Annotated in this window: 12 protein-coding genes; 2 read left to right on the forward strand and 10 right to left on the reverse strand. The window is 34.5% G+C overall.

Going from position 1 to position 12,952, the window contains the following annotated elements; genetic code table 11:
- Window positions 1-15: 15 nt before the first annotated feature.
- The 6 genes from KI430_RS15890 to KI430_RS15915 all read right to left on the reverse strand — a co-directional run bounded on the left by KI430_RS15890 (window position 16) and on the right by KI430_RS15915 (window position 6,651).
- Complete coding sequence (locus KI430_RS15890; protein WP_248875890.1) at window positions 16-1,038, reverse strand: sulfite exporter TauE/SafE family protein; 1,023 nt, start codon at window positions 1,036-1,038, stop codon at window positions 16-18.
- A gap of 81 nt (window positions 1,039-1,119) precedes the next feature.
- Complete coding sequence (locus tag KI430_RS15895) at window positions 1,120-3,087, reverse strand: LTA synthase family protein (protein ID WP_248875891.1); 1,968 nt, start codon at window positions 3,085-3,087, stop codon at window positions 1,120-1,122.
- Window positions 3,088-3,147: 60 nt separating this feature from the next.
- Window positions 3,148-4,431, reverse strand: coding sequence for a sensor histidine kinase (locus KI430_RS15900; RefSeq protein ID WP_248875892.1), 1,284 nt, complete (start codon window positions 4,429-4,431; stop codon window positions 3,148-3,150).
- Window positions 4,432-4,458: 27 nt separating this feature from the next.
- On the reverse strand, window positions 4,459-4,821 hold the full coding sequence (locus KI430_RS15905; protein WP_248875893.1) for a four helix bundle protein: 363 nt from the start codon (window positions 4,819-4,821) through the stop codon (window positions 4,459-4,461).
- Between the two features lie 23 nt (window positions 4,822-4,844).
- Entirely contained in the window at window positions 4,845-5,522 is a 678-nt protein-coding gene (locus KI430_RS15910; RefSeq protein ID WP_248875894.1) for a response regulator transcription factor, read from the reverse strand.
- A gap of 154 nt (window positions 5,523-5,676) precedes the next feature.
- Entirely contained in the window at window positions 5,677-6,651 is a 975-nt protein-coding gene (locus KI430_RS15915) for an SDR family oxidoreductase (RefSeq protein WP_248875895.1), read from the reverse strand.
- A 285-nt stretch (window positions 6,652-6,936) separates the two neighbouring features.
- Here KI430_RS15915 and KI430_RS15920 point away from each other — a divergent pair, with 285 nt between their 5' ends.
- The gene (locus tag KI430_RS15920) at window positions 6,937-7,344 is read left to right on the forward strand and encodes a hypothetical protein (RefSeq protein ID WP_248875896.1); all 408 of its coding nucleotides are present in this window, start codon (window positions 6,937-6,939) and stop codon (window positions 7,342-7,344) included.
- A gap of 47 nt (window positions 7,345-7,391) precedes the next feature.
- Here the strand turns inward: KI430_RS15920 and KI430_RS15925 are convergent, their stop codons facing one another.
- Both KI430_RS15925 and KI430_RS15930 read right to left on the reverse strand, forming a co-directional pair.
- On the reverse strand, window positions 7,392-8,246 hold the full coding sequence (locus KI430_RS15925; RefSeq protein ID WP_248875897.1) for a hypothetical protein: 855 nt from the start codon (window positions 8,244-8,246) through the stop codon (window positions 7,392-7,394).
- Window positions 8,246-8,677 (reverse strand): hypothetical protein, encoded by a 432-nt coding sequence (locus tag KI430_RS15930; RefSeq protein ID WP_248875898.1) that lies wholly within the window; start codon window positions 8,675-8,677, stop codon window positions 8,246-8,248. Before KI430_RS15930 ends, KI430_RS15925 begins: the two co-directional genes overlap by 1 nt.
- Before the next feature lie 178 nt (window positions 8,678-8,855).
- On the opposite strand from KI430_RS15930, the gene KI430_RS15935 reads away from it, so the two are divergent.
- Window positions 8,856-10,193, forward strand: coding sequence for a UDP-N-acetylmuramate--L-alanine ligase (locus KI430_RS15935; protein ID WP_248875899.1), 1,338 nt, complete (start codon window positions 8,856-8,858; stop codon window positions 10,191-10,193).
- A 56-nt stretch (window positions 10,194-10,249) separates the two neighbouring features.
- On the opposite strand, the gene KI430_RS15940 is transcribed toward KI430_RS15935, so the two are convergent.
- Both KI430_RS15940 and KI430_RS15945 read right to left on the reverse strand, forming a co-directional pair.
- The gene (locus KI430_RS15940; protein WP_248875900.1) at window positions 10,250-10,720 is read right to left on the reverse strand and encodes a thioredoxin fold domain-containing protein; all 471 of its coding nucleotides are present in this window, start codon (window positions 10,718-10,720) and stop codon (window positions 10,250-10,252) included.
- 148 nt (window positions 10,721-10,868) lie between these two features.
- Window positions 10,869-12,908, reverse strand: coding sequence for a TonB-dependent receptor plug domain-containing protein (locus KI430_RS15945; RefSeq protein WP_248875901.1), 2,040 nt, complete (start codon window positions 12,906-12,908; stop codon window positions 10,869-10,871).
- Window positions 12,909-12,952 lie beyond the last annotated feature (44 nt).

Genomic DNA, 12,952 nt, shown 5'->3' on the forward strand with positions numbered 1-12,952 from the left:
ATTCTGATTTAAAAATTAACTTTCAAATTTGGTAAGCTGATTGTCTTTGTAACAATAGAATTCGTAGGAAGGTTCTTTCCGAAACGTAAAAACTTTTTCGAGATGAATGATCTCGTAATGATTTTTCAAAGAATCATATTTGGTTTTAAGATGATTGGGCAATTCTTTTGTATGGATAGGTCTTTCGATTTCCAATCCGTCATCAAACGCAAATTCAATCACAAAATCCGTTGACCGCCACGAAATAACAGACTCGCTTTTTGCAATCGTCACACCCAATTGATCTTGTTGAATGATTTTGTCGGAAGTTCCTATCAATAAAGTAATCCCTGCAACAACCATTGCACCGTAACCAATTTTTCTGAAGAGGTTTTCGCTGAGGTAAGGAAGAATATATTTCACAGTATAAGAAGAAATAATCGTTGCAACGGCAATCGCCAATCCCAGCCACAAAGCAAGATTGGAATACAATCCGAGCGAAAGATAAATCACCAATTTGATAAGATGAAGAAAAACTTCATTCGCTGCTCGGGTTGCAACAATTTCTTCTTTTTTCAATCCGAATTTCAAATAAAACCGATTAAACAATAATCCAATTGCGCCGGTAATTCCGGAAACAAATCCTGCCAGAAAACCGATGATTGCCAAAACATATTTCGGAGATGCTTTTTCATCTGTTTCGCCATTCTTTATTTTTTTGAAAAGTTGAGGAACATTGGCAATAAGGAAAAATGCGACAATCAATTGAAGATAATTCGGATTGATATATTTGATGAGGTAAGCGCCAATCAAAACGGCAGGAATCGAAAACGGAACAAACCAAAAGAAAATTTTCCAGTTGATGTGTTTTTTGAAAACCGCAATTCTTGAAACCGAACTTGTAAACGTTCCAATTGTCAATGAAAAAGGAACAACAGAAGCCGGTAATAAAAGATTTAAAATTGGAATCAGAATGAGGCTTGCACCGCCTCCGCAAATCGCACTCAGCCAGAATGCGAGAATGGTTCCGAAGAACAATAGAATAACTTCAACAATCATTTTTTATCAATAAAAAAGGTTACACCATCAATTTTACTTGACAAAGATGCAACCTGATTTAGAAGATATTTTGAAGGGAAACTATTTCGCTTTCATTTTCCCATTTTTAAATCTCTCGCTCGCAGTTTGATAATAGGAAATCGTCTCGGCAATCAGCTTCTGATTTTTGAATTTGACTTCGGATAAACATTGATTTGATTTTTTTACATCAAATTGCTTGACCTTTTTTCTGTCATCAATCTGAGTGAAAATATTGCCTTTCAACATTCCCAGAGTTCTGTAATTTCCGATGAAAGCGCGTTCGTCGCCAACTTTTGTCTGATTAATGTCTTTTCCGTACAAACTTGTCGTATAATTCCAACCGAGATAACCAAATAAAGTCGGCATCAAATCAATCTGAGAAGTCAGACGATTAATTTTCTCTGCTTTCTGAGGAAGATTGTAAATAACCGCAGGAATATGGTGTTTGTCGATATTGATTTCCCACTTTCCGGCGCTGCTCGCACAATGGTCGGCAACGATGACGAACACAGTGTTTTTGAACCAAGGTTTTGTTTTAGCATCAGCCAGAAATTTCCCTAAAGCATAATCGGTGTATTTCACAGCTCCATTTCTGTTGCCTTGCGGAAGGTCGATTTTTCCAGACGGAAAAGTGTAGGGCTTATGATTGGAAGTCGTCATCACAAACTGGAAAAAGGGCTTGTTTAATTTACTGCTTTTATCAGCGTATTTAATCGATTGTTTGTACAAATCTTCATCACAGATTCCCCAGGCATTTTCAAAACTCACTTCGTTGTCCGGAATATTGAAACGCTGTGTTTTGATTTCGTCTGACAAAGGATTTCCACGATTCCTGTCTACAATATCAAAGCCCTGTCCTCCGAAAAAATTATTCATATTATCAAAATAACCATCACCACCATAAATGAAATAAGGCTGATAATTTTTCTCTTTAAAAACCGTCGCCACAGAAAATAGATTCTGATTATCTGGTCTTCGAACGATACTGTTCCCCGGAGTCGGCGGAACGGACAAAGTTAAAGCTTCCATTCCACGCACAGTTCTGGTCCCGGTTGCATACAGATTGGTAAAGAAAATACTTTCGTTAGCCAGTTTATCATAATTTGGAGTGAGGTTATCTTTGTTTCCGAAAGCTTTCAGAAAATCTCCACTGAAGCTTTCTATCGCAATCAGAATGACGTTAGGATGTTGCTCGTTTTCGGATTTTGTAGTTCTGGAAATATCGTCCCATTGGTTGGAAACATAAGTCTGATTTTCCTGCAAAAGATTTTTTTTCAGAACAGAATATGCTTCTTTATCATCGATTTTCGGGTAGAAAGTTTCGTAATCCAATTCATTGGATTTGAAAGCGGTGAAAAATGAGAATGTTCCGTTTTTTCCTAATTCGTTTAAAACTAAATTATTGCTAAAATCTGCTTGTTTGTTTTTCAATATTAAACTTAAAATTAAAGCCGGAATCAATGCAGAAAAAAAAGCCAATCTTTTTGAAATAGGTCTTTTGTCGGAAAATGTACTTCTGAATATTTTTCTTTTCTGAAGGAAAACAAACGTTAAAACAATCAATGCGACTAATACAAAAATGATTAATGGCAACGGATAAGATTCGTTGATGTTCGAAATCACTTCGTAAGTATAAATCAGATAATCAACCGCAATGAAATTGAATCGCACGCCAAATTCATCCCAAAAAGGAATCTCCGCCAACAAGCTGAAATAGATGATGAGAAGCACGATCGCCAGATAAACATAGGTGAAAATCTTATCGAATCTGGAACCCATCCACCGTTTCGGAAAAACCAAAAGATAAACTGAATACAGCAGTAAAAACAATGTTCCAACTGCAAAATCATAGCAAAATCCGGTGAAAAATGCTCTTACAATGTAGAACAAATTAAAGTCTACATCTTTCGAAGACCAGAACAGAAATCCAATCCTGATAAGGGTTGAAAATAAAATATATAAACTTAAAATTGAGAATAAAACAGCAAATCTGCTGTCAAATATTTTTTGAAATTTTTTAAGAATCATTACTTTTTACGCGTTTAAAAACGTGTAAAGATGAAACTCAATTTAGAAGAAATTTAGAATTTACAGTTTTACCGAGAAAATATGATTATGATTTTCGAATCTGTAATCGATACTCCAGTTCTGAGATTTGCAGATTTCTTTTACAATAGCGAGTCCAAGTCCGCTTCCGTTATTGTCTTTCGAGAATCTGGAAAACCGTTTGAACAGCAAATCTGAGTTCAGTTTTTCTGTCCCAGAATTAGAAACTTCGAAAACAGAATTGTTTAGTTTTATAGAAATCGAACCGTTAATCGGAGTATGGCGGATAGCATTTAAAATCAAATTATTAATCAAAACTTCGGTTAATCCAATGTTTCCGTTCACTTTTATATCAGAAGAAATTTCGCTGTGAACGGAAATGTTTTTCTGGTCAAAATGTTCCTGTAAAATCTCCATACTTTGATTGAGTAATTCGTCCAGATGTATTTCGGAATTATCAAACTGATTGTTTTCAATTTTTGCTAATAATAAAAGATTTTTATTGATTCTTGAACTTCTGGACAAAGCGCGGTTCATTTCTTCCGCAATATGATATTGTTTTTCCGTCAAATCTTCGTTTTGCAAAAGAATATCGAGTTTGTTTTTTAAAATCGCCAAAGGAGTCTGGAGCTCGTGGGAAGCATTTTCTGTAAACTCTTTCTGTGTTTTATACACGGAAACATTATGTTCTATCAGCTTGCTTAATGATTGATTCAGTTCATCAAATTCAGTGACATCGGTTTGCGGAAACTCAATTTTTGTCTGATTATTGAGGCTGAAAGTTTTCAGTTGATCCAAAGTCTCACGGAAAGGTTTCCAAACCGATTTTGAAAGTCTTCTGTTGAGAAATAGCAATCCGCCGACAATCAGAATGAAGAGAATAACCGTGGTTGCGGATATGAAAAAAATAGTTTCCTGAGATTCTTCGATATTGGTTTCGATATTGAAACGATACGGCTTTTTGTTGAGATAAATAATCTTCGACAAACACCTGAACCTGTCAATGTCATTAAAATCAAGAAAATCGTGTGGCTTTTCTACAATGAAAATACTGTCCTTAAAATGGTCGTTTTTATCTAAATTCCGGATGTTTGTGGTGGGCTGTACATCGTTCCACAACTTTATCGTTTCGTTCAGTTTTTCATCGGATAATTTTAAACTGTTGATTTGAGAGCTGGTTTTTTCGGCTACAATTTTGTTGTGCTCATCCAATTCGTGTTTCCAGATCGCATCCACCACAAAATAATACAGCGGAATGCTGATGACCAGAATAATCAGGACATAGATGATGAAGGGTTTTGTGGTTTTGTTTAAAAGCGGCTTCACAAAGAATTATAAGTTATGAATTATAAATTATGAGTTTTTCATTTTGGTTGTGATGATGGCACTACGAATCATTTTCAATATTTCTAAAGCATCATTATTAATGTTTTCATATTCTGTGGACGATAAGAATTCGGTTTCAAATAAAAGTTCGAGCCAATAAAGAGATTCATCACATTCCTTTTGAGCAATAGCAAGCTTATGAATGAAGTCTGCTTTGCTCTCTGCGTTCTGAGCTTCCCGAATTAATGCACCAATTGCGGTTCCGCTTCTCAATAATTGCTTACTTAATACAAATTCCTTTTTATCTGTTATAAGATATTTGTAAAGTTTTACGATTCTTATAGCAAAACTAAAACTCTTATCCTTCAAAACATTTTTCTTTTCACTCATAATTCATCATTTATAACTCATCACTAATTTGATTCCCATTTATAACCAGTTCCGTAAACCGTTTTCAGGTAAGGTTCGCAGCCTGCGTCATTCAGTTTTTTCTTTAAGTTTTTCACGTGTGCATACACAAAATCGTGATTGTCCAGCATATCTGCAAAATCTCCCGAAAGATGCTCTGCCAAGGTACTTTTGGATATGACTTTGTTCTTGTTACCGATAAAATAAATGAGCAAATCAAACTCTTTTTTTGTCAATGCAATGATTTCATTATTGACTGAAACGGTTTTTGCCAAAAGGTCGATTTGTAATTCATTTTGATTGATAATATTAGAATTGTTAAACTGTTTTCTTCTGATTATGGAATAAATTCTCGCCATTAATTCCGACAAATGGAATGGTTTCGTCAGATAGTCATCCGCACCAAGTTGCAAGCCTTTTATTTTGTCATCCAACGCATTTTTTGCAGAAACGATGATAACGCCGTCCTGCTTATTTTGCTTTTTCAGCTCTTCCAGAATTTTCAACCCATTGCCGTCCGGCAGCATAATGTCAAGAATAATACAATCGTATTGGAAAGTTTCAATCTTGTACATCGCTTCATAGAAAGTGAAGGCAAATTCGCACAGGTAGTTCTCTTCAGAAAGGTATTCTGCGATACTTTTTGCCAATTCGGTTTCGTCTTCTATAATGAGGATTTTCATCAGTAATTTTTTTAATTAGATCTAAGTTTTTAACTCCGCTAATTTATATTTCGAATTTAGAAGAAATTTTGAATGAATTTAAAAATAAAAAATCAGAACGTAAAAAAGGTAATTGCAACCACAATTACCTCTTCTGTATATCGATTTGATTTGATTATGCTTTTGGTTTCAGCTGTCTGGATAAAAAGACAAGTGCTGCGATTCCCAAACCTGTCAAAATCAGGTTTTTTGTTTTTTTTGAAGGACTTAACATCGTCTGTCCGTAGATCCGCATTGGATTTTTGGAAGGTGTCAGCACATTGCCGTCGGTATCCGTTTCGCTGTCTTCTTTCATTAATAACCGTAATGCAGCCGATGTGGAATTGATAACAGGCTTCGGAATCAAGCTGTACATCCCTTTCATCATCAAGGATGAGAAATCTGTGAACTTGCTTTTCTGTGGGTTTTTTGCCATTTCTACCATCGCTTCGGCTAGCTTTTTCGGATCAGAAGCTGTAGGCGGAATTTTAAAATCTAATCCGGAATATTTTGCCGAATGCATATTACCCGTCGATTTTTGGATACTCGGATATAACCCACAAATGTGAATATCCGGTTCATCTGAAACTTCGCCTTGCAAACATTCCGTCATTCCACGGATGCCATATTTTGAAGCGGAGTAAGCAGTTCCATAAGGCGCTGGCATCCATCCTCCAATTGAAATGTTGTTAATTAAAACTCCATGTTTTTGTTTTTTGAAAATTGGTAAAATACTTCGCGCACCATGCATATAACCGAGAAGGTTGGTTTTGATGACCTGATCAATGACTTCAACGGGGGTTTCTTCATATCTTCCGGTCGCCATTACACCTGCATTGTTGACCCAGAAATCTACGGTTCCCGTGATTTTCAAAGCCTCTTCTGTTAAATGTTCAACTTCTTTGAAATCCGAAACATCAGTCTGTACGCCTATTGTAATTGCGCCTATATTTTGACACATTTCAACTGCGCTTTCCAACGCTTCTTTTCCTCGGGATGCTAAAACAAGATTGCAACCTTCTTTAGCAAATGCTTCTGCCGCTGCTAATCCTACACCGCTGGATGCGCCTGTGATGACCACGGTTTTATTATTAAGTTGGTTTGATTTCATAATATTTTGATTTTTGGAATTCAATCAAGTTCAAAGAATATACCATTGCTTCAGGTCGCTTTTACATTTGATATTACAATAAAAAAGAAATGATAAATTATTCATAATAAGATGATAGTACATAAATGATGGAGAGATGACGAAGGAGTCTTATAGCGATAGCTTAAATATGAAGCAATAAGATTTGTAAAAATAATGTGAGTTTATTATTGATTTTGCATCAACTTGGCAGACGTTTTGCAAGTGTACTTCTACACAAATCAACTTATAAATCACACCAACGATATGGAAGCTACAGAACTTAGACTAAACAATTTGCTGATTTACGGCAACGAGATCGTTCCGGTAATGGGAATGGAGAATAGTAACAACAATCTTATTGTTAAAATAGATTCTGACACAGCTATCGATCACAGAAATCTAAAGCCAATTGCTTTGACGGCAGAATGGCTTAGAAAATTAGGATTCAAAGAAGCTTACAGATCTTCTAGCAGAATAAGATTTGAACTTTCAAACTACTGCAGGTATGACTTTGACTTAGATTCCAACAAGATTTTACAAGGCTTCTTGTACTTTGGAAACTATATCAAATGTAATTATCTTCATCAGCTCCAGAACATCTATTTCACTCTGACTGGCGAAGAACTTAAAATAGAATACGAATTACAACACGCCCAAACCACTCATTCATAAATATTCTCGAAACCTGATTTTTTTAAAGTCAGGTTTTTTTTATTCAATTAAACTTCTTTGTTCAATTTGTATCTTGTAAATAGCGGATATAGAAGATGGTAAGGAAATAAAGCTATCAAGACAAAGTTCTTTGCATTTTGAAAATCGGCTAATACGAAAAAGTCTGTATACCAATGGAAAATGTAAAGAAAGAACATCACAAAAGTCAGATATTTCCTATTGAAAGCTCCTAAAAAGCTGCTAGCCTGAACGATAATCCCAAATATTGTTAAGAAGACCCAAAGTGTTTCATATTCATACAAATTCAAAATCCATGTTGGAACTTTTATATCTGCCATCCAATAATTGTCCAATGTATTCAGTTTTGCCGCATTCTTGTCTAGCCAGGTGATTTTATCTGTTCCTTTAATGAGGTTTTTTGCTATTCCTAAAAATTTTGATATCCCAGCTAAGCTATATGTTGCCAATAAACCCAGATAAAAGTATTGTACCCATTTGTAGTCATTTTCACTATTCAAATTCTTAGGTAATAAGAAAATTGACATAAAGTATCCTAAAATAATCAAATGATTGTGATGACCTACGCTGTAATTAAGGGAAATAGGAAGATTAATGATGGCAATTAACAGAAAAATTAAAAAATTTAGGAAATAATTTTGCTTGAAAATTGTAATAAACAAAATAACTGCACAAGAAAATAGAATACCTCCATATAATATTTCGCTGGGATAACTTGGAAAAATTAATCTTTGAACACCTAGGAAAGGTTCATAGATTTCTTTTGGCCACTCACTAATTTTTTTAAAATTAAAATATTGTATCATCAGCCAATAAAGCCCAAAAATACGCATTGCGTAGTAGACTATTTTATAATTGTAAACCGTCAGTTCTTTGTAGTTCATTATAATTTGGTAATTAGTTTTTTATTAATTTTAAAAGAAGGCTTTCCTAAATCTTGAGGATTAAAATTTTCTTTATAAAGAATCAAATTTTTATATTCCGGATTATAGCTTTTCATAAAAATTTTCATCTTTTGGATGTTCTCTTTCAGATTTTCTCTTTTTTCGATTTTTTTACCATAAAAGCCGGTAATCAGACTTAAGTTATTTTCGTCATAGATGGCTGTGGAGTGGTATAAAACTCTTATTGTATCATTTTTTTCTACATTGTAAAGTCTATATTGTTCTTCATTCTTTTCATTACCGCTTGGACTTGTGAATAATTTCCAGCTGTAAAAAGGGTAAATTTCTTTTCCTCCTTTTTCAATGATGTACAGAGAGGTTAAAGAGAGAAATAATGAAGCAAAGAAAAGATACTTCGTATATTTTTGCATTGGTCAGGAGTTTTTAGTTCTGTAATTAATGAATTGTAAATGTATTGAGAATTATTAATAAAAGATTTAAAATTTATGATCTGAGTCATTTTTTTCCTGATTTTCCGTCATTTTTTTTACATTTTGATAATTTTAATCTAAGATTAAAATTCTTACTTTTGTTTAAAATTATTTAGAATTGAAAACCCATTTCATTGCTATTGGCGGTTCTGCGATGCACAATCTTGCTATTGCGCTCAAAGACAAAGGCTATCAGGTAACTGGTTCCGATGATGCTATTTTCGAACCTTCAAAATCCAGACTGGAAAAAAAAGGAATTCTGCCTGCAGAATTAGGTTGGTTTCCTGAGAAACTAACTTCTGATATTGATGCGGTAATTCTCGGAATGCACGCCCACGCAGACAATCCCGAACTCGCAAAAGCAAAAGAATTAGGTTTGAAAATCTATTCTTATCCAGAGTTTCTCTACGAACAGTCCAAAGAAAAGACTCGTGTTGTTATTGGTGGTTCTCACGGGAAAACAACAATTACGTCAATGATTCTTCACGTCCTGAATTTTCACAAGAAGGACATAGATTATATGGTCGGTGCGCAATTGGAAGGTTTTGATTGTATGGTGAAAATCACTGAGGATAATGACTTTATGATTCTCGAAGGTGATGAATATCTGTCTTCACCCATTGATTTACGTTCGAAGTTTTTACTTTATCAACCAAACATCGCTTTGGTTTCCGGAATTGCCTGGGATCATATCAATGTTTTCAAAACATTTGATGATTACGTTGAGCAGTTTAGAAAATTTGTGGCAAGTATTACCGCGGGTGGTGTTCTGGTTTATAACGAGGAAGATGAAGAAGTGGTGAAAGAGGTAGAAAGTGCCGAAAATTACTTCCGTAAAATTCCGTACAAAACACCGGATTACGAAATCGGGAATGGAATTGTGAATCTTAAAACCGATATGGGCGATATTCCGTTGTCCGTTTTTGGCAAACACAATTTGCTGAATATGGAAGGCGCAAGATTTATTTGTTCTCAGTTGGGCATTATGGAAGAGGAATTCTACGAAGCGATTATGAGTTTCAAAGGCGCTTCAAAAAGATTGGAGAAAGTCGAAAGGCAAGACGGAGGTTTGTTGTATAAAGATTTCGCACACGCACCAAGCAAAGTGAAAGCGACAGTTTCCGCTTTTGCAGAACAATTTGAAAATACAGAGACGTTTGGGTTCTTGGAATTACATACTTATTCCAGTTTGAATCCTGTTTTCTTGGAACAATATGACCACGCAATGGATGGCTTAGACAACGCCGTTGTTTTTTATTCCGAAGATGCGTTGAAAATCAAAAGAATGGAACCAATTTCTCCAGAATTAATAAAGGAAAAATTCAAAAATGAGAATCTGAAAGTGTTTACAAATGCGGAAGATTTACATCAATATTGGGAAGCATTAGACAAATCAAAAGGTGCTTTTGTAATGATGAGTTCCGGTAATTTTGGAGGTCTGGATTTGACTAAATAAAATTCATTCAATATAAAATATCAACCTTCTGGATTAATTTTCAGAAGGTTTTTTAATTAATTCTTTAATGCCACACTGAGCTGAGTCGAATTATGTATTATTGATTTTAAAATTTCATTATCAATCAAACCTTGCTGATAGAACAAAACCTTCGCTTGAGAATCAATCAAAACCCAAGTCGGATAAATAGGTTTTTGATTCCTCGAAAATTCCATCGCCAATTCGTGAATTCCAGAATTACCGTTCGAAATATACAGGTAAGTTTTGTCTAAGAATTCAATTTTCTCTTTTGTTTTTTCTGCATCAAAAATGATGAAGTGAATTTTCTCATTTAACAACTTTTCCAGTTCCAAATCTTTCTCCATCTGATGCATCTGAATTTTACAAACCGAACACCAGTTCGTTTTCATATAAATCAAAATAGGTTTGTCCGATTCCTCAGGCAAATTTTGGAATGAGTAAGTCTTCAATTCCTGAGAATTAAGAATTCCAAAACTCATCAATAATATAAAAGTGATTATTTTCATTTGGATTATTTTTAACACTTTAGTCACTTAAGAATAATCTTGATTTGCAGTAATAAGTTCAATTAAGACTAAATCGAAGATTTTCAAAACTAATGTGTTCTTATCTAACTTTTGTGGTTAGTAATTATAAACTTAAGTGTTAAATTATTTATCTAATTTGATATCTAATTCCAATAAAACTTCTGATTCCCTGCATCGGCGCATAACCATAAGTTGTATCGAAAGTATAGCAGTATGGATTATTTGCGACATCATCAACCTGATTGTCAAAAGGGTCAAACGGTCTCAAAATTGGATTTTTTGGAATAAAATTTAAAAGATTTCTGATGCCTCCATAAACTTCAAAACCATTATCAAATTTCTTACTCAACTGAATATTCATCAACGTGAACCAAGGCGAATATTCTGGCCGAAAATCATTCGGAACAGTCGGCAAGCGCATCAGTCCATACAATTGTCCAGTCAAATCCAGTGTAAATTGATTCTTAAATTGATAAGTCAAATTGTAAGTTCCACTCCATTTTGGAGCGTGTAATTGCTGTGTTTTTTCATCATCATTTATAGAATAAACATCCATATAAGTCACACCAAACATCACTTGGAATGGTAGAGTCCAATTTGTACTCACATCAGCCGAAATTCCTCTGGATATAGCGTGTCCCAATAGATTGTTATAAATGATTTTATCCGGCTCAGAATCAAAATCACCAATGATCTTGTTGGTGAAATATGAGTAAAAACCATTGATATCCACATTGATGAAATAATTATTGACAGGGATTTTCATCAGATAACTAAGATTCGTATTCAATGATTTTTCAGGTTTCAAATCTTCTTTGATAATGACTTCGCGCGATCCAGTCAGCGCTGCGTGGTCTTCTGTAAAAAGATTTACTACACGGAAACCTGTCCCGAAACTTAACCTCAAAGTATTGTATGGATTGGGCTCAAATTTCCAAGCCAGTCTCGGCGAGTGCACAGATTTGTGAATCTTATGATAATCGTATCTATAACCTAAAAGCAACGTATTTTTGTCATTAATTTCCCACTCATCTTCCAAATAAATGCCTGTAATCGGAGATTTCATAGGTTGATTTTGTCCTGAAGAATTGGCGGTTCCAGGCGTATTGTCATCGTAGAAATTTGATTTATAGCTGATTCCCGATTTCAGGCTATGTTTTCCCAATTGCTTTTCCCAATTCAGTTGCAGAAACAAAACTTTCTGAGTTGCCATATAAGGCGTGTTGCCATAAAATGAATTTTGGTCGTGATAATTGTAAGAATATTGAAGCAAAAATTTTTCCTTTGTCGGCAATTGATAAATCCCAAATAACTCAAATCTATTGGTGTAAATACTTTCGCCGTAAACATCATCAGAACCTCGGTTTTCTTTTTTCCATTGCATTTCTCCACCGAATCTATCCTCATAAAAATATCTCAAAGCAAAACTTGCTAATCGGTTTTCCTTTCTTTTAAAATTCCACTTGTTGAAAATTGAGATTCTGTTTTGCAAAGCAGTGTCTGTAAAATTGTCTTTATTCTGATCAATTCTGTTTCCGAAATAAAAATAATTGATACTCAATAAACTCGAAAAATTCTTATTGTCAATTACTTTTTTCGCAATATCAAGATTTATTTCACCTTGATTTCCTGTCATTACATCTGTTGAGAAATTCGGCGCTTGCAATGCGTTTTTTGTGATAATATTTATTACGCCACCCATTGCTTCCGAACCGAAAATCGAAGAAGCCGGCCCTTTTGTGATTTCGATTCTGTCAATCAGACTATTTGGGATTCCGCTTAAGCCATACACTGTTGAAAGCGAACTTACGATGGGCATTCCGTCGATCAAAATCATCGTGTAAGCGCCTTCCAGACCATTAATGTGAATGTCGCCCGTATTACAAACCGAACAATTAAGTTGAGGTTTCACCCCGTTTACCATCGCAATGGCTTCAAAAACGTTGGGTGTTGGATTCTTTCTGAAAAATTGTTGCGAATAAACATCCGTCGAAATCGGACTGTTTAATTTCTTCACAGAAAACTGAGTTATCGTGACTTCATCAATATTATTTTGATTTTTAACAGAATCAGCCATATTGGTTTTTACAGAATCAATTTTGATAGAATCTGTCTGAGCAAAAATTAAACTCGAAAAAAGTAAAAGCGAAAGAATAAATAATTTCATTAAAACAAAAATGTTAGACAAAGCTAACAATTTTATTTTAAAAT

Source organism: Epilithonimonas zeae (assembly GCF_023278365.1).
GTDB classification, from domain to species: domain Bacteria; phylum Bacteroidota; class Bacteroidia; order Flavobacteriales; family Weeksellaceae; genus Epilithonimonas; species Epilithonimonas zeae_A.